Genomic DNA, 21517 nt, shown 5'->3' with positions numbered 1-21517 from the left:
CCTGTGCACGCATGGTCGGTCAACCCTGGCGCTGCGCCAGCCAGTCGTGGATGGCCGACGGCACTTCGCGCTGCGCACGGCTCGAGACGTAGATGCCGATGTGCCCACCCTTGAAGGAGAGCTCGCTGTAGTCGTCGCTGCCAACAAGCCCTTTCAACGCCCGGGAGGCACCGGGCGGCACCAGATGGTCCTGCTCGGCAAAGATGTTGAGCACCGGCATGTCGACGTAGCCCAGGTCCACGGCGCGGCCGCCGATCTCGATCCCGCCATTGACGAAACCATTGCGCTGGTAGAACTGGGTGACGAACTGGCGGAACGCCTCGCCCGCCTGATCGGGTGAATCGAAGATCCACTTTTCCATGCGCAGGAAATCTTCCAGCGCCTGCTTGTTGTCGAGGATGTCGACCATGCCGACGTACTTCTGCACGAACAGGCGCCATGGCTTGAGCGTGAGGTAAGTCCAGTTCATCAGGTCGGCCGGGACGTTGCCGAGCGTGTCGACGAAGGCATCGACATCGAGGCAACGCACCCAGTTCGACAGCATGTTGTCGTCGCCGTGGAAGTCCACCGGCGTGACCATGGTGATGAGGTTGCGCACTTTCTTCGGATTCAGCGCGGCGTAGCACAACGAAAACGCGCCGCCCTGGCAGATGCCCAGCAGGTTGATCGAGTCCATGCGGTACTCGCGGCGCAGGTGGTCCACCGCACCGCCGAGGAAGCGCTGGATGTAATCCTCGAGGTCCAGATAGCGGTCCGAACGGTCCGGATAGCCCCAGTCGATCACGTACACATCCTCGCCACGCTCGAGCAGGCCGCGCACGATGGATTTGTCGCTCTGCAGGTCGACCATGTAGGGACGGTTCACCAACGCGTAGCTGATCAGCAGCGGCACACTGGCTGTCGGCGCGCGGTCGCCCTTGAAGCGGTACAGCACGACCTTGCCGTCGCGCCACACTTCCTCGCGCGCAGTGGCGCCGTAATTCACTTCGTCGACGTCATGCAGCGTGTCCAGGCCGGCACGCAGCTTGGCCTGCATCTGCAACGCTTCCTGCGCCAGGGTTTCGGGCGTGAAGCCGAAGGGGCCGTGGAGATCGAAGCCGTTCATGCGCGTGTTCCCTTCGTCTTCGACGGGGTCTTGTTCGATGGGGTTTTGTTCGACGAGCTCTTGTTCGACGAGCTCTGGGCGGGCTTGGCCTTCGTTGCCTTTGCCGCGCCGGCCTTGGCCGTTCCGGGTGCGGCAGCATCCGGGGCGGGAGCATGGTCCTGCATCGCGTCGCGCAGCCGGCGCAGTTCGCGTTCGAGCTGAATGATCTTGCGGTGGGCGGCATCCATCTCGGTGCGGGACGGTATGCCGACCTGGTCGCAGTACTGCTCGACCTCACGCTGCAGGGCGGCCCGGACCTTCATCTGCGAATTGACGTAGTCGCCGTAGGTCTCGCGGAAACGTGGTGACAGCGCGATCTCCGCGTAGGCGTCCTCGGCGGCGTCGATCCACAGGTCGAACAGCGCACGCGCTGAGGCGAGTTGGCGGCCCGGCTCGCTGCGTTCGGCGAGCTTGTCCTCGAAACGGCGGAACGCCAGCTGGGTGGCTTCGGCCATCAGTGCGTTATAGGCGTTGCTCTTTTCCTGGTAGTCGAGCTGGGCCTGCGCCAGCGCCTGCCAGCGTTCCTGGTGTTCGCGGGCGAAGCCGAACGCCGGCATTCCCAGCCAGCTGCGGCCGTCGCGCTGCATCGATTGCAGCATCGGCCCCATCTGCTCCATCCACTGCTCGACGCCATGCTGCCCCGGTCCGGACATGCCCTTGAACATGTCGGCGAAGGCATTGGCGCCGTTCGCGCCGAGCATGCGCTGCCAGGCGGTGGCGATATCCGCCGGCTGCGCATTGCGTCCGGCGAACTGCGCGGCCAGCTGCTGCATCTGGCCCATCCACTGCTGCGCCTGGGAATTGAAACGGTTGATCGCGTCGTCCGCGCCGCTGGCCGGGTTCACCGCGGCGCCCTTCGCCAACTGCGACCACCAGCCCAGGGCGTCATTCCAGTTCGGCATCGTGGGCTGGCTCGGCGCGGCATTCGTCCGCATCGCATCACCCCACGCGCCCCAGTACTGGCGCGCGAGCCGTTCAAACTCATCGAATCCGCTGGCCATCCGCATTCCTCCGTCAAGGCGACGGATGATAACGCCAGGCCTGTTGCAGCTGTGCTGCGGCCGCTTACGGCTTGGGGATGTGCAGGGTCTTGCTGATCATCAGCGAGCCGGACAGCGCGAACATCAGCACCAGCGGATGGAACTGCCACGGGCCCAGCTGCAGCATGCCCAGCCATACGTTCTCGCCGATCGCCCCCTGCCACGCGGCGGCCGCGAGCACGATGACCAGCACCAGGCTGGTCGGAATGGGGGTTCCCTCGAAGTACTTCACCTTGTCGCCGCCGCCCGACAACTGTTCCGCCGTGACGTTGTAGCGCGCCAGGCGGCTCACGCCGCAACCGACGAAATAGCTCAGCACCGCCCAGTCCCAGCCGCCCTGCAGGCCGCAGGCGTAGGCCAGCGCGGCCGGGGCGACGCCGAAGGAGATCACGTCCGCGAGCGAGTCCAGCTCGCGCCCCAGCGTCGAGGAGGACTGCCGCCAGCGCGCCACGCGTCCGTCGAGCGCGTCGAAGATGAAGGCCGCGGGAATCAACGCCATGCCGACCAGCAGGTCGCTCACCACGCCGTCCTGCAGGAACCGCATCGCCGCGAAGATCGCGCCCGTGCCGCAGAAGGCATTGGCCAGCGTGAACCAGTCCGCCAGGTGGAAGCCGCGGATCATGGAGAAGTGGCGCCGGTTCGGGGATGGCTTGTTCATCCCGCGATGCTGCCAAGCGCAGGGGCCCACGGCAAGCTCGGCTGTCGCCCGGCCGGGAAAACCGGGCGAGCCGCTACACTTTCCGAGTGCCTTCCCCGCCTGCCACCACGCCGCCTCCGACCGCCGCTCCGCGGAAAATCGTGCACGTGGACATGGATGCGTTCTATGCCTCCGTCGAGCAGCGCGACGATCCGAGCCTGCGGGGCAAGCCCGTGGTCGTGGCCTGGCGCGGGGCACGCTCGGTGGTGTGTGCGGCCAGCTACGAAGCGCGAAAGTTCGGCGTGCGCTCGGCGATGCCGGCGGTGCGGGCCGAGCGGCTGTGTCCGCAAGCGGTCTTCGTGCCGCCCGATTTCACCCGTTACAAGGCAGTGTCGCGACAGGTGCGCGAGATCTTCGCGCGCCACACCGACCTGATCGAACCGCTGTCGCTGGACGAGGCCTATCTCGACGTCACCGCCACCAAGACCGGCTTGCCGACCGCGACTGAGACGGCCGAAGCGATCCGCGCCGCGATCCGCGAGGAGACGCAACTGACGGCATCCGCCGGCGTGGCCCCGAACAAGTTCCTCGCCAAGATCGCCAGCGATTGGCGCAAGCCCGATGGCCTGTTCGTGGTCCGGCCGCACCAGGTGCTCGCCTTCCTCGAACCCCTGCCGGTCGGCCGCCTGCCCGGGGTGGGCAAGGTGATGGAGGGCAAGCTCGCGCAATTCGGCATCACCACGGTCGGCGACCTGCGGGCGTTGCGCCTGGAGGAACTGGAACAGCGTTTTGGCCGTTGGGGCCAGCGCCTGCACGAGCTCTCGCTGGGCATCGACGACCATCCGGTGCAGAGCGAACGCCCGACGATGCAGATCTCGGCCGAGGACACGTTCGAGACCGATCTGCTGCTGGAAGAGCTGGAGCCGCATATCCGGCGGTTGGCGGAAAAGGCGTGGGCCGGCTATGAACGCGAGCGCGAGTCCGAACATGGGCGCCTGGCGCGCACGGTGGTCTTGAAGTTGAAGACCGCCGACTTCCGCACGCTGACGCGCAGCCTGACGCCGCTGTCGCGTCCCGAGTCGTTGCGGCAGGTCGCCGACATCGCCTGCGAGTTGCGCGCGCGCGTGGAACTGCCGAGCCGCACGCGTTATCGCCTGGTGGGCGTGGGATTGTCCGGGTTCGTCGATCCGGATGTTGCGGCAGCGCAGGACGATCTGTTCGGTTGATATCCCTCGCCGCCTTGTCCCTCGCCCCGCTTGCGGGGAGAGGGACAGCGTTGCGTAGCAACGCAGGGTGAGGGGAAGTAGTTGGGGCGAAAAAGCCGCCCCTCATCCGCCCTTCGGGCACCTTCTCCCCGCGAAGCGGGGAGAAGGAATGCAGGTCACCAGATCACGACCCGCTTGTCGTCGCTGCGCACCATCGGATCGCCCTGCTTGCACTGGAACGCCGCGGCGTACTGCGGCATGTTCGACGGCGGCGCGATGGCACGGAAATTCGCCGGTGCGTGCTCATTGGCGGCCACCAGCACCTTCAGCGACTCGGGCGTCATCGTGCTGCGCCAGCTCAGCGCGTAACTGGCGAAGAAGCGCTGGTCGCGGCTCATGCCCTCGACCATCGGGTCGGGCGTGCTGCCCACCGCCTTCTTCATCGCGTCGTACGCCACCTCGATGCCGCCGAGGTCGGCGATGTTCTCGCCCAGGGTCAGGCGGCCGTTGACCTTCATGCCCGGCAACGCCTCGTAACCGTTGAACTGCTGCACCAGCTTCTCGCTGCGCGCGGCGAAGCCCTTGGCGTCGGCCGGCGTCCACCAGTTCTCGAAGTTGCCGCTCGGCCCAAAGCGGCTGCCCTGGTCGTCGTAACCGTGCATCAGTTCGTGGCCGATGGTCGCGCCGGTGTTGCCGTAATTCAGCGCGTCATCCGATTTCGGATCGAACAGCGGCGGCTGCAGGATCGCTGCCGGGAACACCACTTCGTTGAGCTGCGGGTTGTAGTACGCATTCACCGTCTGCGGACTCATGCCCCACTCGGTGCGGTCGACCGGCTTGCCGATCTTGCCGAGGTTCCATCGGTAGTTGAATTCGTTCGCGGCCAGCACGTTGCCGATGTAGCTGTCGCGGCTGGTCTGCAGGCCGGCCCAGTCGCGCCACTTGTCGGGATAACCGATTTTCGGCGTGAAGGTCTCCCACTTGGCGACCGCCTTCTGCCGCGTCGCGTCGCCCATCCACTCGAGTTTCTCCAGGCGCGTCTTCAGCACCCCGCGCATGTTCTGGACCATCTCCAGCACCTTCGCCTTGGATTCGGCCGGGAATGTCGCCTTGACGTACAGCTGGCCCATCGCCTCGCCGGTCTCGCGGTTGATGGTGCCGAGCACCCGCTTCCAGCGGTCCTTGATCTCCTTCTGGCCGTTGAGCGCCTTGTTGTGGAATTCGAAGTACTGCTGCGCGTAAGCGTCGCTGAGGTACGGCGCGGCGTCGTCGACGGTGTGGAAGCGCAGGTAGCTCTTCCACGTCGCCGCCGGCACGTCGCCGAGCATGCGGGCGAATTCCTGCTGGAACTCGGGCATGGCCAGCGAGAACATCTTCGGCGCTTCCAGTCCCTGCGCGGCAAAGAACTTGCTCCATGGGAAATCCGGAGAGACCTTGTCGGCATCGGCCACCGATACCGGGTGGTAGTAGAGCTCGGTGTCGCGCGAGAGCTGCTCGCTCGACTTCGACACCTTGGCCAGGCGCGTCTCGAACGCCAGCACATCCTTCGCCTGCGCGGCCGCATCGGCGGCCGGGATGCCGGACATTTCCAGCAGCTTGGCGATGTGCGCCTGGTAGGCGTCACGCGCCTCCTTCTTGTCGGCGTCGAAGTAGTAGCCACGGTCCGGCAGGCCGAGGCCATCCTGGGTGACGTAGGCGATGTTGACGTTGGAATCCTTGAAATCGGGGCTGGGCCCGAAATCGAAGACGAACCCCTCCCCCTTGGCAAACGATTGGCGCAGGAACTCGGCAATCGAGGCGCCGTCGCTCAGCGCATTGATCGCTTCCAGGCGCGACTGCAGCGGCTTGATGCCCTGCGCGTTGAGCTTGGCGGTATCCATGCCGGTGGCCCAGATGTCGCCAACGATCTTTTCCACGCCCGTGCCCTTGTCGGACGCTGCATGCTCCGCGAGCTGGTGCTGTACCGCGAGCGAGCGTTCGCTAATCGCTTCGTACAGGCCCCAATCGGTGCGGTCGGCCGGGATGGGATTGGCCGCCTTCCACTTGCCGTTGACGTAGGCGTCGAGGTCGGTGCAGGCACCTTTGCCCGGATCCAGGTCGCTCGCCATGAACCCGGGCACCTGCGGCAGCTTGCTTTCGTCCAGCTTGAATTCGGGTGCGGTCGCGGATGCCTGGGCCTGCGGTGCTGCCTGCTTGTCGGCGTTGCAACCGGCGAGTGCAAGTACGCCGAGGATGCAGCCGGCGGCCAGTGGTTTGATCGAGGGAACGGACATGGAAGTCTCCGTGGAAGGTCTGGTGCCGCCTGGATCTGGAAGGCCCGGTCACAGCCGGCGGTCGGCACCGACCCTAGCAGCAGCGCGACGGCGGGTGCATGTGACGTTCGGACTAGATGCCCGGAGCCGCGGTATCCATGCGGCGCTGCGGCTCAGGGGCGTTTCGTGACGCCGAGGAACAGGTCACGAGCCGCCACGCCGAGATCGGGCTGGTCGATGAAGAAGCCCTGCACGCCCAGGCCAAGCAGGTGCAGGGCCTCGGCGATGACCGGCGGCTCGAGGCCCGGCGGCGTCCGGACCAGGGGATGTTCCTCGGCGCGCAGCGTGTAGGGATGCACGACCAATCCTGCCTTCAGCGCGTGGGCCAGCATCGCGGGTATCGGATCGGAGTCGCGGGCAGCGTGCGACAGCAGGTCCCGTTTCGAAGGCCCGAGGCCACTGGCGTAGTTCGCCTTCAGCCAGTGCAGGGCGGCCTCGGTGGCCAGCGCCTCATATCGCGTCGTGGCGTCGATGCCGCCGACCGCAGCCGACAGTCCGCCATAGATCGCAGCGAGGTCGGCACGTTGCGCGACGTTCCAGCGGAAGTCGTAGGGTGCGCTCGAATGGATGTCGCCGAACAACTGCACCAGCGGAAAATCCACGCTCGCCGCCGGCATGATCGACTGCTTCAACTCGATCAGGTTGGCGACCTCGAAACTCTGGATGTAGACGCGGCGCGGATCCGTGAAACCCTCGGCAACCAGCGTCTCCACCAGTTTGCGCCCCAGCTGGATCCCGATCGGGCTGCCATCGAGATGGCGACCCTCGCTGGCGAAGTAAGTCGGGTGCTTGGTTTCCGGATACACGCCGACCACACGGCCGTCGCGGCTCTCCGACTTCGCCAGGCGGATGACTTCAGCGAAGGTCGGGATCTCGTACATGCCGTCGAAGCGGGCGTTCGCCGGTCGCAGGTCGGGAATGCGTTCCCTCGCACGCAGGATCCTGAGTTCGGCCAGGGTGAAATCTTCCGTGAACCAGCCGGTCTTCGTGGTTCCATCCACGGTCTTGGTGACGCGGCGATCGGCGAACTCGGGGCGGCTCGCGACATCGGTGGTGGCGGAAATATCGTTCTCATGGCGGGCCACCAGCACACCGTCCCGGGTCGCGACGAGATCGGGCTCGATGAAGTCGGCGCCCTGGCGGATCGCGAGCCGGTACGACTCCAGTGTGTGCTCCGGCCTGTAACCGCAGGCGCCGCGGTGGCCGATGACGATCAGGCCCTGGTTGTTCGCGCGCTCGGTCGGGCTCACGGCATTGGGGTCCTTCACGGCTGCCGGCGGAATGAACTGACGTGGGGCCGATGATGAACCAGATTGCTAGCGCGGTGCGTCGTAACCACCGCGCACGCCGTGCGGCGACAACACCAGTTGCCACAACTGGATCCGCCGGGCGCGGAAGCTCGCCATCGAACCGGCAAGGTAGTAACGCCACATCCGGCGGAATCTCTCGTCATACGCCGGAAGGCTTTCCCAGGCGGCTTCGACATTGTCGCGCCAGGCCTGCAGGGTGCGGTCGTAGTCGGGACCGAAGCCGTGCCAGTCCTCGATCACGAACAGGTCCTCGACGGCCTGCGCGATCTGCGCCGCCGAAGGAAGCATGGAGTTCGGGAAGATATAGCGCCCGATCCACGGGTCGGTGCGGTGCTGCGAGACGTTGTTGCCGATGCTGTGCAGCAGGAACAAGCCGTCGTCCGCCAGGCAGGCGCGCGCGACGTCGAAATAGCGGCGGTAGTTCTTCACACCGACATGCTCGAACATGCCGATGGAGAAGATCCGGTCGAATTTATCGCCGAGTTCGCGATAGTCCTGCACGCGGATCTCTATCGGAAGCCCCGCGCACAGCCGGCGTGCGAATTCGGCCTGCTCGCGCGACACCGTGACCCCCACGCCGCTCACGCCGTACCGCTGCGCGGCGAACTTCAATGCCTCTCCCCAACCGCAGCCGATGTCCAGCACATGCATGCCCGGTTGCATGCCCAGCTTGCGGCACACCAGGTCGAGTTTGGCTTCCTGCGCCTCGTCCAGTGATCGCGCCTGTCGCCAGTAGCCGCAGCTGTACACCAGGCGCGCGCCCAGCATCGCCGCGTAGAGGTCGTTGCCCAGGTCGTAGTGGTGCTCGCCGATCAGGAAGCTGCGGCTGCGCGACTGCAGGTTCTGCATCTGCGCGCGGATGGCGTCGAGCACATCGGCTATCCCGCGCACGCGCTCGTCGATGCGCGCATCCAGCAGGTGGTACAGCAGGCCGTCCAGTGAGCGCGCATCCCACCAGCCATCCATGTACGACTCGCCCAGCCCCAGCGACCCCTGCGCCAGCAACCGCGTGGGCAGCCGCGGGTCGTGCATCCGCAGGTCCCAGTCGCGGTCGCCATCGATGCGGACGTCGGCCGGCGCGAGCAGGCGTTCCAGCCGCCGCCGGAAGGGTTGCGGTCGCATCGCCGCGAGATGGGTTGGCTGCGTCGCAGACATGATGGTCAGCTCACAGAGGGGCGCACGGGATCAGCCTCCTTCGAACAGGCTCCTGTACGCGGGCGCGATATGGGGAAGAAGGGATGCCGCCGGCACTTCCACCGTCTGCGTCCCATCGGAATAGGGGCCGACCTGGTAAGGCGCAAAGACGAAGCGCAGCCCACGGATGCGGCCGTCGGCACCTACCAGCGGTTCGAACTGGCTGAAGTGCTCCGGGTCGGGTGACGTGCCGTCGTCGATCATCTTGTTGGCGCCCTTGAGCACTTCCACGCGCTCGGCAGGCGGGAGCTCGTCGGCGTCGACACGTTGCGACAACGCGGTGTGCAGTTGCTCGCGAACGAGACCCGAAATGGCTTCCAGGCCACCGGCATCCGGAACGAGATCGCCGATCCGCAGTTGCTTGCCCTGCTGCGGCAGCCACACCCAGCGTGCGATCAGCGGCGCTCCATGGGCGCCGCCGGTGTAGCTGCTGCCGTCGACGCCCACGGCCACCAGCGTCGGCGAGGCATAGAGTTCGGAGAACGGCAGCACCAGTTCGTACGGTGCCGAGCTCCCGGCTTTTTCGCGCCCTTTCGCCGCTTCCAGCAGCTCCGCACGCGCGGCCTCCGCGTAGCGCTTGAGCTCCGTGGCCAGCTCAGGATACCGGCTCGCCACCGCTGGATAGCTGATGCCGATGACATAGTCGGGGGTGTTCTCGGTGACGTCCCTGAGGTCGGTGGCGGAGGTCGCAACCGCTGTCGCAGGCGCTGTCGTAGCCGCCGGAGCCTTCGCGGGCATGGCCGGCTGTTCCGGGGATTCGCGCTTGCAGCCTGGGACCGACGCTGTCGCAAGCAACGCCAGGAACAACGAAGCGCGCAGTGGGGGTCGGCGCATTGGGCAAGTCCTTGTATTCCCGCGACAGTATCGCGCAGGAACGTGATTTCCGTATTCACATTTGAACGCGAATCGCCGCTTTAACCGGCACTCCGCGGGTCACCAGTCGGTGCGTTGCGGGAGCAGGCCTCGCAGCTCGGCATCGGTGAGATTGCGCCATTGGCCGATCTTGAGGTGGCCCAGCTTGACGTTGCCGATGCGCACCCGCACCAGCTGCTTCACCCGATAGCCGAAATGCGCCGCCATCAGGCGGATTTGCCGGTTGAGCCCCTGCACCAGGGTGATGCGGAACCCCACCTTGCCCAGCCTGCCGGTCCGGCAAGGCAGCGTGGTCTGCCCGTGCAGGGGCACGCCACGGCTCATACCGCGCAGGAATTCGTCGGTGACGCCGTGGTTCACCGCGACCAGGTATTCCTTCTCCAGCTTGTTCTCGGCGCGCAGGATCTCGTTGACGATGTCGCCGTTGCTGGTGAGCAGGATCAGCCCTTCCGAATCCTTGTCGAGGCGGCCGATGGGGAAGATGCGCTTTTCGTGGCCGACGAAGTCGACGATGTTGTCCTTGACCGTCGACTCCGTGGTGCAGGTGATGCCGACCGGCTTGTTCAAGGCGATATAGACGTGCTTGCGCTGGCCCTTGCCCGCGGTGCGGACCTGCAGCTTCTGGCCGTCGACGAGGACGGTATCGCCCTCGCCCACTTCGGCACCCACGCGTGCACGCAGGCCATTGACGGTGACCCGGCCTTCGGCGACGAGGCGGTCGGCCTCGCGGCGCGAGCAGTAGCCGGTGTCGCTGATGTGCTTGTTGAGGCGCATGAAGTGGAGCGGGGTCCTGGAGCGGCCGGGAATGATACGCCCCTTCGCCCTCCGCCTTGCCGCGGGCGATCGTGCGGCTACGCCAGCAGGTCGCCGTACTGCTTGTGTTTCTGCACCCACAACGCAGCGTAGGAACACGCCGGCCGCACCCGGAGGCCGGCACCCCGCGCGAATTCAAAGGCCGCGCGTACCAGCTCGGAGGCGATGCCGCGGCCCTCCACCAGTCGCGGCACGCCGGTGTGGTTGATCACGAGGATGTCGCCGTCGTAGTGGTAGGTCACCTCGGCTTCCAGGCCATCGACGACGGTGGTGAAACGGTGGGCGACCGGGTCGTGGTGGACTTCATAGCGCTGCATGACGTTCAGGCGGGGGCTCCGGGACGGAATAACGAGAGAGCCAGTCTAGTGCTTCGCATCCTGGCGTCCCTGGCGATGGCGATCCCGTTCACTGATGCTGCCCTGGGTGGCGTCCATCCGGCTCTCTGCCCGATGCAGCTCCTCGGCGTGGGCATGGGCCGCGGCCTCCTGTTCCGCATTCCGGGCCGGTGCGGCATGGGGCGCAGGATGGCCATGGTCGGGGTCGAGCTGCCGCCAGGGCGGCGTCTCGCGCTCCCGGGCATGCTTGGCTTCCAGCAACTCACGGGTGTTCGCCAGGGCTTGTTCGGGCGTGATGTGGTGTGGCGGCTTGCGGGCGCGCGAGGTCGCCTTGCGCGGCGGCGCAGCGCGGCCTGCGGTGGCCTGGAGCGGTGGCGCGCCGGTGGCGGCAACCGGGCGAACGGGCATGGAACTGCTTCGTGCCGGCCGCAGCGGCGCCTTTTTCGCGACCTTGCTCGCAGCCTTCTTCACCACTTTCGCTGATTTCGCCGCCTTCGCGGCTGTTGCCACCTTGCGTGCCGGGGCTTTGCCCGCCTTCGCAACGACGGCCTTGCCCGCCGGCTTCGCGGTGGATTTGCGCGCGGCCGCAGTCTTGCGCGCCACTTTCTTGGAAGCCGACCGCTTGGCGACCTTGCGGACGGCCTTCTTTGCGACGGACTTCTTCGCGACGGCCTTCTTCACCGCCTTTTTCGCCGCCTTTTTCGCCACTTTCCTGGCGGGCGCCTTGCGTGCCGCGGCCTTGCGGTGTGCGGCCTTCTTCGCCGCCTTCGTGGCCGCCTTGCGGGTCGTCCCCGTGGTCTTGCGCGTTGCCATGCTGCCTCCGTGGTCAGCGCGAGTGCGCGCCTCTGCGGCTGCGACGGATAGCATGCGCGGCATTCACGCGGGGTGAGCGGAGGTGCTGACCGCCCACGTCACCCGAATACGTTGATGTGCTTGCAGCGGGCGCCGGATGCCCCCAGCCAAGTACCGGCAGCTGTCTTCACTCCGCAACCCGCGAAGAACCAGCCATGGCTAACCCGCACACCCACGAACAGTCCAGCGACGAAGTCCTGATGAGCCGCTATTTCGAGCTGTCCGACCATCCGGAAGAAAACGCGGACGAACTGGCCGCGATCGACGCCGTCATCCAGGCAAGGTTGTTTGCCGCCTACGGCGCATCCGAGCCGGGCTCGTCGCCCAGGGTGCGCTACGCCGCGTGAACTGCGCGGCTCCCATGTGCGGCTCCTAGAGGAAGCGCGGATTCATCATCTGCACCAGGAACGACTGCAGCACGCTCGGCTCCATCAGCAGCATGAACATCACGCCGTACGCCGCGCCCGACAAGTGCGCGCTGTGGTTGACGTTGCCGCCGCCCTGGCGATCCTTCCAGAACGAATAGGCGACATAGCCGATCGCGTACAGGAATCCGGGCACCGGCAACGGCACCATGATCCACATCCACGGATCGAGCAGGATCGAGGCGAACAACACCGCCGACACGCCCCCCGAAGCACCGAGGCTGCTGTAGCGGGGATCGTGCCGGTGCTGCATGTAGGTCGGCAGGATCGCCACGACTATCGCCGACAGGTAGAACAGCACGAAGCCGACGGGGCCGATGAAACGGGTCATCTCGTGTTCGACCACGCGGCCGAAGAAGTACAGCGTGATCATGTTGAACAGCAGGTGCGACCAGTCCGCATGGATGAAGCCATGCGTGAGCAGGCGGTCGAACTGCTTGTTCTTGTCGATCGCCGGCGGCCACAGGATGAGCCGCTGCAGGACGGCGGGCCGTTCGAAGGCCATCCACGACACCGCTGCGGTCACCGCGATCAGGATGATGGTCAGCATTGCTCAGAAGATCCTCGTTCCAGTTTCAGTCCACGCATGAAATCAGCGCACCTCAGGCCCGGTAGTGGTCCTGCATCGGATAACGCCGCGCATACAACGCGAACGCCAGCGCCGCCAGCATCGCGAACCCGGCAAAGAAAAACATCAGGAAAGCGGTTTCGCTCAGGCCGGTCTGCGCGATGTTCGAAGTCACGCCCTCGTTGCGCACCGCTGCGTTGCTCAGCAACACCCACAGGTTGCCGACCGTCACCGAAAGCATCCAGAAGCTCATGATCGTTCCCTTCATCGACGTCGGCGCCTGGCTGTAGGCGAATTCCAGTCCCGTCGCGGATACCAGGACCTCGCCCATCGTCAGCAGCGCGTAGGGCAGCACCTGCCAGACGATCGACACGGGGTCGCCACCGTCGAGGGCCAACTGCAGGCAGCCGGCGACGACCCAGGCGACGGCCGAGAACGCGATGCCCGTGCCCATGCGGCGCAGTGCCGTGGGCTCGATGCCCACTCGGCGCAGCAGCGGATACAGCACGAGGTTGTTGAAGGGAATGATCAGCATCACCAGCGCCGGGTTCAGCGCCTGCATCTGCGCGGCCTGGAACCACTCCGGCTTGGTCATGAGCTCGCCCTGGATCACCCAGGTGGACGCCTTCTGGTCGAACAGCGACCAGAACGGGGTGACCAGTGCGAATACGATCAGGATGCGCAGCACGGCGCGCACGCCGTCGACGGCCCCATCGGGATGCGCGCCGCGTGCGCGCTCGAGCTGCATCGACGCGCCAAAGCCGCCGAAGGCCATCACCAGCACCAGGGCGAGGCAGAACGCCGGTACGAATTCCAGCGAACCGGCCAGCCACATTCCGAACGCGCCCAGCGCGAGCACCACGCCCAGCACCGCCATCGCCAGCCCCATGCGCCCCTGCCCGGCCTGCCGCGCCGTCAGCGCCGTGCGCACGACGTTGAGGAAGGAATGCGGGTTCGGCGGCGAGGCCGGCACGTGGGTGTACTTGTTGCGTCCGGCCCAGAAGATCACCACGGCCAGGAACATCAGCGCGCCGGGAATGCCGAACGCCACCGCCGGACCGAAGCCGCGCAGGAAGATCGGCATCAGCAGGGAGGCGAAGAAGCTGCCGAAATTGATCGTCCAGTAGAACGCGTCGTAGACGACCTTGGCCTTGCTCTTGTTGCTCTGGTCGAACTGGTCGCCGACGAAGGCCGAAACCAGTGGCTTGATGCCACCCGATCCCAGCGCGATCAGCAGCATCCCGGCGTAGAAGCCGGTGGGATTGTCGACGAACAGGGACAGGCAGACGAAGCCCAGCACGTACACCAGCGACAGCCACAGGATGGTGTTGTACTTGCCGAAGAAGCGGTCGGAGATCCAGCCGCCCAGCAGCGGGAAGAAGTACACGCCGATCACGAAGGTGTGGAACACATCCTTCGCCATGTGTTCGCGCTCGCCCTGCGAGGCGATGTACATCAGCAGCGTCGAAACCAGGAACGGGGTGAGGATGTTGCGCATCCCGTAGAAGCCGAAGCGCTCGCAGGCCTCGTTGCCGATGATGTAGGGGATCTGCCGGGGTAGCTTCCCGGCGCTGGCGGTTTCGATGGCTGCTGTCATGGGATCGCGCGGGTCCACGCCGGCCCCGGAGGCCGGCAGTTTCGAGGGTCAGGAAAACGGCGGGGCAAGCCCGCCGGCCCGCGGCAGGTTAACATCGCCGTCGCGGCCGGCATCCGGCAAACGCCACCGTCTGTTTCAGGCGTTCAGGCCCATTCGGTCAGGCCTTCTCGTTCATACAACGTCGCGAACGAGGGCCGCGTCTTCATCCGCTGCGCGAGTGCCGCCAGGTGCGGCCACGTCGTTGCCGGCTGCGGCATGTTGCGCGACCAGCGCATCAGCATCGTGAGATAGAAATCGGCGGGGCTGACCCGGTCGCCGAGCAGGTACGGACCGTGTGCGCCCAGGTGCGCATCGAGCCGGTCCCATGCGGCCTCGATGCGGGGACGGACGCATTCGCGTGCGGCCTCTTCGTTCTCGGCGCCTGCCACCTCATGCGGATACCACCAGATCCGGAACAGCGGTTGCACCGCATTGGCAAGATGGAACATCCATTGCAGGTACTGAGCGCGCAACGGACTGTCCATTTCGGGCGCCAGCCCGGGCTGCCCATGACGCTCGGCGAGCATCATCACCAGCGCGGCGCATTCGAAGCGCGGCACGCCGTTGTCGATCAGCGTCGGGACCACGCCGTTGGGGTTGAGCGCAAGGTACTCGGGCGACTTCTGCTGCCCCGACTTGGTATCGACCAGGCGCAATTCGTGCGGCACGCCAAGTTCGATCAGGAGCCAATGGACCAGCATGCTGGCGGCACCGGGGGCGTAGTAGAGCGAATACATGCGACAACTCCGAAGGACTGTGCGCTGATGATCGCATGCAGTGGCCGTGTCGGCTGCTGACAGCACGCCGGCAACAGCAAACGCCGGGCGCCGCCCTTCCCATGCCGCACCCCGCTAAGATCGCGCCGCTGTCGCCTTCGCCAATCCGCGCACCTCCTCCCAACCTCGACTGCGAACCTGACCATGCTCCGCACCCTCGTGCTCGCCGCCGGCCTCACTGCCGCCATCAACGCCCATGCCCAGGCCGCGTCCGCGTCCCCCGACCTCACCACCACCTCGGAACGCAGCGGCTTCATCAAGACCGGGCGTTATGAAGAAGTGCTCGCACTGTGCGCGGCCTTCCAGCAGCACTATCCCGAAGCGGTGCGCTGCCTTGACTTCGGCACCACACCGGAAGGCCGGCCGATGAAGGCGCTCGCGGTCAGCACCACCGGCAAGCTGGACGCATCGGCGGCGCGCGATGCCGGCCTGCCCGTGCTGCTGGTGCAAGGCGGCATCCACGCCGGCGAGATCGACGGCAAGGACGCGGGTTTCCTGCTGCTGCGCGAGCTGCTGGCCGGCAAGGTCAAGGACAATCCCCTGGACCGGCTCGTGCTGCTGTTCGTGCCCGTGTTCAACGTCGACGGCCACGAACGCTTCGGCGCCTGGAACCGTCCGAACCAGCGCGGCCCCGAGGAAATGGGGTGGCGTACCACGGCGCAGAACTACAACCTCAACCGCGATTACATGAAGGCCGACGCGCCCGAGATGCAGGCGATGCTGCGGCTGGTGAACGAGTGGGATCCGCTGGCGATGATGGACCTGCACGTCACCGATGGCGCGAAGTTCCAGCACGACGTCTCGATCAATGTCGAACCCACCGAAGGCGCCGACGAACCCCTGCGCAAGGTCGGCAAGGCGTGGCGCGACGGTGTGCTCGCGCAACTCAGGAAACAGGGTTCGATGCCCCTGCCGTTCTATCCCTCGTTCGTGGAGAGCGACAACCCCGCTTCGGGCTTCGAGCATGGCGTCGCCCAACCCCGCTTCTCGCAAAGCTACTTCTCCCAGCGCAACCGGCTCGGAATGCTGGTCGAAACGCATTCGTGGAAGGATTACCCGACCCGCGTGCGCATCACCCGCAACACGGTACTTGCCGCCGCCGGGCTGGTCGCGGCGCACGGCAAGGACTGGCTGCAGCAGGAACGCGCGGCGGACGAGCGCGCCGCGAAACTCGGCGGCCAACCGGTCGCACTGGACTACAAGGCCACCGGCAAGGCGCGCACGATCGCCTTCCAGGGGTACGCCTACACGCGCACCCCGTCGGAGGTTTCCGGCGCGCTGATGACGCGCTACGACGAGACCAGGCCACAGGTCTGGAACATTCCGCTGCGCGACGAGATCGTGCCCGACCATGTCGTGGACGCGCCGCGCGCGGGCTATCTCGTGCCGGCCGCGCACGCGGCCTGGGTGGGCGCGAAACTGCAGCAACACGGCATCGAATTCCGCCGCCTCGAGGCGCCGGTGCCCGGTGCGGCCGTCGAAGCCTTCCATGCGGACAAGGCGAAATTCGCCGCGCAATCCTTCGAAGGCCACCAGAGGCTCGATGCAACGGGCGCATGGACTCCGGAACAGCGCGACCTGGCCGCTGGTGCGTTGTTCGTGCCGATCGCGCAAGCCAAGGCGCGCCTGCTGATGGCGCTGCTCGAACCCCAGGCACCGGACGCGCTGTTGGCCTGGGGCGAGTTCAATACCGCCTTCGAGCGCAAGGAATACATGGAGGACTACGTTGCCGAGGAAGTCGCTCGCGTGATGCTGGCGAAGGATCAGGCGCTGAAGGCGCGCTTCGAACAGCGCCTCAGGGACGAGCCCGATTTCGCCAGGGACCCGGCGGCGCGGCTGGAGTTCTTCGCCCGCCTGCATCCGTCCTGGGACCGGTCCTACAACGTCTATCCGGTGCTGCGCCTGAACCGCTCACCATGAACAAACGCGTCATCGCTGCAATGTGACTGCGCTCACGCACCGCGGGCACGATCACTATCGACGTGGGTGTAGCCTGCGCCGGTCGCCTCCTGCGCCTATTCCATTCGAGCTACACCATGGCCGCCTGCTTCCGCCCACGACTGTTGTTCGCCGCTTCCGTGCTCGCCGTTTCGCTGAGTGCATGCAACCCGACGAGCGAAAAAGCCGCGACGCCCGCGGAAGCCGATACGGCCGCGGCCATGCCGGCATCGACACACAAGACGGCATCGGTCGTGACTCGCTGGCATTGCGAAGGCATCAGCGTCGCCACCCACTTCGATGACGACTCGCTGGAATCCATCACGCTCGAAACTCCGGAACGCACCCTGACGCTCAAGTCGATGGCCAACGAGGACGGCGCGCGTTTCGCCGATGCCGCAGGCAACGAATTCTGGAGCCGCCCCGGCAAGGTGAGCCTGGCGCTCGTCGGCCAGTCCCCGCTGGAGTGCCGCAAGGACCGCGGCTAGCCTGCTTACGCCATGCGTCCGCGGAAGGGATCCGGGACGCCAGCGAACAGGCGGCGCGCTACGTCGCGTTCGTCCGCTTCGATCTCGTCGATGAAGCCGCGCGCATCGCCCAACCCTGCGAAAGCCTCGAAACCACGTTCGAGGAAGCCCTGCAATTCCGCCACCCCCGCCGCGCGCGCCGGGCCGCGCGAGAGCCTGAGCAGCATGGCCACCCCGGGCATCCGCAGGGCGCCGGCCAGGCCGGTGCCCACGCGGGAAATCAGATCAATCTGGTGCGTGCGCAGGCGCGGCAGTCCGGCGTCGCGATAGACCTGCGCATACAACGCGGCGTCCAGCGTGCGTCGCTGTCCCCCGGATTCCTCCAGCGCGCGGGCGAGCCGCAGGTCGAAGGCGTGCGTGAGCAGGCCCAGTTCGATCGCGTCGGACAGGGTCCCCAGCAGCGCGCCCGGCAGCAGTCTCTGCATCATCGGCAGGACCCTGGCGATATCGGCGTCGCGCCGGCTGAAGTCGCGGTCGTTGTAGACGTCATTGAGGAAGAACTGCGCCGCGGGACGCCGGCGCGGGTCGCGCAGGAACCGGTCGAAGCTCGCCTCCAGGCGCTCGGCCTGCCAGCGCCGGACTTCCGGCACCCAGCGCAGGCCATTGCGCGGCTCGCGGCGCGGATCGTGCAGGGCCTGGTGGCGGGCCAGCAGGCAGCCCAGGCGCTTGGGGAGATCGTTCGTGCGTGACATCCAGCCGGATGATCCGGGGCGGACGCGCGGGTGGCAACCGCCCGGCGCAAACCCGGCGCCCATCGCGGTTCGGGTCGGGAGGGTCGGCTACACTCGGCCGACCTGGTCCATACCCGCGCGAATGCTGTCCTTCCACACTGCCCGTCAACGGGCGCGCAAGGCTTCCGACAAGACCCCACCCCGCATCGGCCTGGCCGTCGCCGGCGGCGGTCCGATTGGCGGCATGTACGAGCTCGGTGCGTTGCGCGCACTGGACGAAGCCATCGAAGGCCTCGACCTGTCCCGCCTGGATTGCTACGTCGGCGTCAGCAGCGGCGCGTTCCTCGCCGCGGCCCTGGCCAACCGGATCGGCACCGAGGAGATGTGCCGCATCTTCCTCACCGGCGACAGCGACGACGTGGAGTTCCGGTCGGAAGCCTTCATGCGTCCGGCCTTCCTCGAATACATGCGCCGCGCCTCCAGCCTGCCGCGCCTTGCCGCCGACTGGTGGCGCGAGCTGCTCTTCTCGCCCGGTCAACTGCGCTGGCCGGACTTCGTCACCCGCTTCGGCGGACTGGTCCCCACCGGCCTGTTCGACAATGCCGAGGTCGAGCGCTTCCTGCGCGATGTCTTCACCCGCCGCGGCCGCACCAACGACTTCCGCCAGCTCGAGTCGCGCCTGTTCGTCATCGCCGTCGACCTCGACAGCGGCGAGGCCGTGCGTTTCGGCGATGACCAGTGGAACGACGTGCCGATCTCGCAGGCCATCCAGGCCAGTGCCGCGCTGCCAGGCTTGTACCCGCCAGTGGAAGTGCGCGGCCGCCACTTCGTCGATGGCGCCCTGCGCCGCACCATGCATGCCTCGGTAGTGCTGGAACGCGGCATCGACCTGATGCTCGGCGTGAACCCGCTGGTGGCATTCAATTCCGGCGCCGATGCGGGACTGCCGACGGCCCATGCCGGTCGCCTCGCCGCCGGCGGCCTGCCCGCCGTGCTGTCGCAGACGTTCCGTACCCTGCTGCAGTCGCGCATGCAGATCGGCCTGGTCAAGCACCGCCAGCAGTTCCCGGACATCGACCAGCTGATCTTCGAACCCAACGCCCAGGATGGTGAGCTGTTCTTCAGCAACGCCTTCAGCTTCGCCAATCGCCAGCGCATCGCGGAGATCGCCTACCGCAACGTGATGGCCGACCTGCGCAATCGCGCCGAAACGCTGGCGCCGTTGCTCGCCGCCCATGGGCTGAGCGTGCGCGCGGACATCGCCGCCGACACGCAGCGGTCCATCCTCGACGGGCTCGACCGGCGCCCGCGCAAGACCGAAACGACGGCGCGCCTGCACCGCGCGCTGGACGACATCGACGCGATGGTCGCCTCGCGGCGGACGCACTGATCGGCGCCATCACCTGATGGTTGTCCGGGCCGCGCAGGCGATCGCTTTCTTGGTGTGAAAACTCTAGACAACGCCGCGATCTTGGTGCCATCACCCACCCTCAGGGATCGTCATGGCGAAGTTCAAGAAGACCGCAAAGAAGACCGCCCGCGCCACCAAGGCGACCAAGGCGACCAGCAAGCAGGCCGATCAGCTGTCGAAGACCCTGAGCGAATCCGCCCAGCAGGTGTGGCTTGCCGGCGTCGGCGCCTTCAGCCGCGCGCAGACGGAAGGGACCAAGCTGTTCGAGGCCTTGATCAAGGAAGGCCTGAAGCTGGAGAACAACGCGCTCAAGTTCGCCGGCGGCCAGGCCGATGCGGTGCGCGGCGCCGTCGAGAGCAAGGTGGGCCAGGCGCGCGAACGCGCGACCGATACCTGGGACCGCCTCGAAAAGGTCTTCGAAGACCGCGTGCAGCGCGCGCTGACCAAGCTGGGCGTGCCGGGCCGCGATGACCTGGCCGACCTCACCCGCAAGGTCGACACCCTCACCGCCGAGCTGCGCAAGCAGGGCGGCAAGCCGGCCGCGAAGAAGGCGGCCAAGGTCGTGAAAAAGAAGCCGGCCGCCCGCAAGGCCCGCACCACTCCAGCGGCGTAAGCCGCACCGATCCAACCGCACCGATCGGGGACGCCTTCGGGCATCCCGCCGTCCTCCTGCCCGCCAGTCCCGTCACGCAGCTCCCCTCCCCCTGCGATTTGGACTGGCGGGCTTTTTTTGTCGGGTCCGCTGACGCTCTTCACATTCTCGCCCTCGGCACCCTGACGTATAGTTCCGGCCTCGGCTCTACGGAAGGACACCATGGCGGCTTCATCGTTGTTGCTCGCACTCGCCGTGACCGCAGTGATCGGTGGCGTCGCCACCGCCTGGTTGTGGCTGGTGCAGCAGCCCCGCACGGAGCGTGAGGAAGGCCTGAGGCTGCTGTCGGCCATGCGCTGGCGTGAATTTTCCCGCCTGGTTGTCGCGGCCCTGCGCAGTCGCGGTTTCGAGCCGGAGGCCATCGAGGACGCCGCCGAACGTGGCCAGGATTCCGTCATCCACCTCAGGCGCGACGGCGAGGAATGGCTGCTCGCCTGCAAGCAGGGCCTGAACTACCGCATTACCCCGGCCAACGTCAGCGACATGACCGACGCAGTGCGCTTCCATGGCGCTGCCGGTGGCGTGGTGGCCACTCCCGGCGTGACCGAACCGGCTGCGCGCAAGGTTGCGGCCCGCGTCGACCTCATCGATGGCGACACGCTCTGGCCAATGGTGCAGGCGCAGTTGGCACCGGGCGTACGGGACGAACTCGCCGGCAAGGCCCGGCATGCAGCCACGCGCCACATTGCGATCGCCTGGGCAGGCGCCCTGGCTTTGGGACTGGCGGGTGCCGTGGTGATGCCGAAAGGCGAAACCGCAGACGGCGCTCCCGCGGTCGCCGCCACGACCACTACCGCTACCGCTGCCACTACCGCCGCCCCGAGCCCGGCTGCCAACGCAGCGACGACGACGACGGCGACCACTCCCGTCCACGCCGCCGCCCCTATCAGCGAGGGCGAGCAACGCGACGAGGTGATCCGCATGGTCTCTACCCTGCCCGGCGTCGAGCGCGCCATGTGGAGCACGCGTTCGACCCTGCTGGTCTATCTCATCGACGAAAACGCCAATCCGGTCCGTGGCATCTGCGATGTCGTGGAGAAATACGAGTCCCTGCGCACCTCGCGCCTGCATCTCCAGCCGCCAGCGGGTGCCGCGCGGCCGTCGCGGTTCCTGCAGTGCGCGACGTACTAGCGTTGTAGCGACCGACAGCGGCACAGACAAGAACGCGGCGCATGCGCCGCGTTCTTCATTCGTCGCC

22 protein-coding genes are annotated in these 21517 nt (G+C 66.7%); 8 read left to right on the top strand and 14 right to left on the bottom strand.

Features of this window, described 5'->3' with window-relative positions:
• Positions 1-19: 19 nt before the first annotated feature.
• The 3 genes from ACXJJ9_RS04205 to ACXJJ9_RS04195 form a co-directional block, all read right to left on the bottom strand.
• Positions 20-1105, bottom strand: a complete 1086-nt coding sequence (locus ACXJJ9_RS04205; protein ID WP_457095959.1) for a class III poly(R)-hydroxyalkanoic acid synthase subunit PhaC — start codon at positions 1103-1105, stop codon at positions 20-22.
• Positions 1102-2145, bottom strand: a complete 1044-nt coding sequence (gene phaE / locus ACXJJ9_RS04200; RefSeq protein WP_457095958.1) for a class III poly(R)-hydroxyalkanoic acid synthase subunit PhaE — start codon at positions 2143-2145, stop codon at positions 1102-1104. The genes ACXJJ9_RS04205 and phaE overlap by 4 nt, the downstream gene beginning before the upstream one ends.
• Positions 2146-2209: 64 nt before the next feature.
• Positions 2210-2842, bottom strand: a complete 633-nt coding sequence (locus tag ACXJJ9_RS04195; RefSeq protein ID WP_457095957.1) for a CDP-alcohol phosphatidyltransferase family protein — start codon at positions 2840-2842, stop codon at positions 2210-2212.
• A gap of 86 nt (positions 2843-2928) precedes the next feature.
• On the opposite strand from ACXJJ9_RS04195, the gene dinB reads away from it, so the two are divergent.
• Positions 2929-4047, top strand: a complete 1119-nt coding sequence (gene dinB / locus ACXJJ9_RS04190; RefSeq protein ID WP_457095956.1) for a DNA polymerase IV — start codon at positions 2929-2931, stop codon at positions 4045-4047.
• A 155-nt stretch (positions 4048-4202) separates the two neighbouring features.
• Here dinB and ACXJJ9_RS04185 read toward each other — a convergent pair whose 3' ends face one another.
• The 7 genes from ACXJJ9_RS04185 to ACXJJ9_RS04155 all read right to left on the bottom strand — a co-directional run bounded on the left by ACXJJ9_RS04185 (position 4203) and on the right by ACXJJ9_RS04155 (position 11271).
• Positions 4203-6299, bottom strand: coding sequence for a M13 family metallopeptidase (locus ACXJJ9_RS04185; protein ID WP_457095955.1), 2097 nt, complete (start codon positions 6297-6299; stop codon positions 4203-4205).
• A 152-nt stretch (positions 6300-6451) separates the two neighbouring features.
• Positions 6452-7606 (bottom strand): glycerophosphodiester phosphodiesterase family protein, encoded by a 1155-nt coding sequence (locus ACXJJ9_RS04180; RefSeq protein WP_457095954.1) that lies wholly within the window; start codon positions 7604-7606, stop codon positions 6452-6454.
• Between the two features lie 48 nt (positions 7607-7654).
• Entirely contained in the window at positions 7655-8770 is a 1116-nt protein-coding gene (cfa, locus tag ACXJJ9_RS04175; RefSeq protein ID WP_457096157.1) for a cyclopropane fatty acyl phospholipid synthase, read from the bottom strand.
• A 63-nt stretch (positions 8771-8833) separates the two neighbouring features.
• The gene (locus ACXJJ9_RS04170; protein WP_457095953.1) at positions 8834-9676 is read right to left on the bottom strand and encodes a PdaC/SigV domain-containing protein; all 843 of its coding nucleotides are present in this window, start codon (positions 9674-9676) and stop codon (positions 8834-8836) included.
• A gap of 99 nt (positions 9677-9775) precedes the next feature.
• Positions 9776-10489 (bottom strand): pseudouridine synthase, encoded by a 714-nt coding sequence (locus ACXJJ9_RS04165; RefSeq protein WP_457095952.1) that lies wholly within the window; start codon positions 10487-10489, stop codon positions 9776-9778.
• Positions 10490-10566: 77 nt separating this feature from the next.
• Positions 10567-10845, bottom strand: a complete 279-nt coding sequence (locus ACXJJ9_RS04160; RefSeq protein WP_457095951.1) for a GNAT family N-acetyltransferase — start codon at positions 10843-10845, stop codon at positions 10567-10569.
• A 45-nt stretch (positions 10846-10890) separates the two neighbouring features.
• Positions 10891-11271, bottom strand: coding sequence for a hypothetical protein (locus tag ACXJJ9_RS04155; protein WP_457095950.1), 381 nt, complete (start codon positions 11269-11271; stop codon positions 10891-10893).
• Between ACXJJ9_RS04155 and ACXJJ9_RS04150 the strand changes: the two genes are divergently transcribed.
• Positions 11270-11752: a hypothetical protein gene (locus ACXJJ9_RS04150; RefSeq protein WP_457095949.1), complete on the top strand. Its 483-nt coding sequence runs from the start codon at positions 11270-11272 to the stop codon at positions 11750-11752. The two genes, ACXJJ9_RS04155 and ACXJJ9_RS04150, sit on opposite strands and share 2 nt — an antisense overlap.
• Positions 11753-11870: 118 nt before the next feature.
• Positions 11871-12062 (top strand): hypothetical protein, encoded by a 192-nt coding sequence (locus ACXJJ9_RS04145; protein WP_457095948.1) that lies wholly within the window; start codon positions 11871-11873, stop codon positions 12060-12062.
• Between the two features lie 25 nt (positions 12063-12087).
• Here ACXJJ9_RS04145 and ACXJJ9_RS04140 read toward each other — a convergent pair whose 3' ends face one another.
• From ACXJJ9_RS04140 to ACXJJ9_RS04130, 3 genes are all read right to left on the bottom strand, one after another.
• Entirely contained in the window at positions 12088-12690 is a 603-nt protein-coding gene (locus ACXJJ9_RS04140) for a rhomboid family intramembrane serine protease (protein ID WP_457095947.1), read from the bottom strand.
• Between the two features lie 52 nt (positions 12691-12742).
• Complete coding sequence (locus tag ACXJJ9_RS04135) at positions 12743-14305, bottom strand: POT-type proton-dependent oligopeptide transporter (protein ID WP_457095946.1); 1563 nt, start codon at positions 14303-14305, stop codon at positions 12743-12745.
• Between the two features lie 143 nt (positions 14306-14448).
• Positions 14449-15081 (bottom strand): glutathione S-transferase family protein, encoded by a 633-nt coding sequence (locus tag ACXJJ9_RS04130; RefSeq protein ID WP_457095945.1) that lies wholly within the window; start codon positions 15079-15081, stop codon positions 14449-14451.
• A gap of 183 nt (positions 15082-15264) precedes the next feature.
• On the opposite strand from ACXJJ9_RS04130, the gene ACXJJ9_RS04125 reads away from it, so the two are divergent.
• Positions 15265-17040 (top strand): M14 family metallopeptidase, encoded by a 1776-nt coding sequence (locus ACXJJ9_RS04125; RefSeq protein ID WP_457095944.1) that lies wholly within the window; start codon positions 15265-15267, stop codon positions 17038-17040.
• 116 nt (positions 17041-17156) lie between these two features.
• On the top strand, positions 17157-17546 hold the full coding sequence (locus ACXJJ9_RS04120; protein WP_457095943.1) for an MliC family protein: 390 nt from the start codon (positions 17157-17159) through the stop codon (positions 17544-17546).
• A gap of 5 nt (positions 17547-17551) precedes the next feature.
• On the opposite strand, the gene ACXJJ9_RS04115 is transcribed toward ACXJJ9_RS04120, so the two are convergent.
• Complete coding sequence (locus ACXJJ9_RS04115) at positions 17552-18277, bottom strand: FFLEELY motif protein (RefSeq protein ID WP_457095942.1); 726 nt, start codon at positions 18275-18277, stop codon at positions 17552-17554.
• A 121-nt stretch (positions 18278-18398) separates the two neighbouring features.
• Here ACXJJ9_RS04115 and ACXJJ9_RS04110 point away from each other — a divergent pair, with 121 nt between their 5' ends.
• The 3 genes from ACXJJ9_RS04110 to ACXJJ9_RS04100 all read left to right on the top strand — a co-directional run bounded on the left by ACXJJ9_RS04110 (position 18399) and on the right by ACXJJ9_RS04100 (position 21450).
• On the top strand, positions 18399-19646 hold the full coding sequence (locus ACXJJ9_RS04110) for a patatin-like phospholipase family protein (RefSeq protein WP_457095941.1): 1248 nt from the start codon (positions 18399-18401) through the stop codon (positions 19644-19646).
• 112 nt (positions 19647-19758) lie between these two features.
• Entirely contained in the window at positions 19759-20280 is a 522-nt protein-coding gene (locus tag ACXJJ9_RS04105; RefSeq protein ID WP_457095940.1) for a phasin family protein, read from the top strand.
• 201 nt (positions 20281-20481) lie between these two features.
• Positions 20482-21450 (top strand): restriction endonuclease, encoded by a 969-nt coding sequence (locus tag ACXJJ9_RS04100; protein WP_457095939.1) that lies wholly within the window; start codon positions 20482-20484, stop codon positions 21448-21450.
• Positions 21451-21517 lie beyond the last annotated feature (67 nt).

Source organism: Lysobacter sp. P5_B9 (assembly GCF_054049835.1).
The sequence above is the reverse complement of the archived record's forward strand: the minus strand, read 5'-3'. Positions and strand labels throughout refer to the sequence as shown.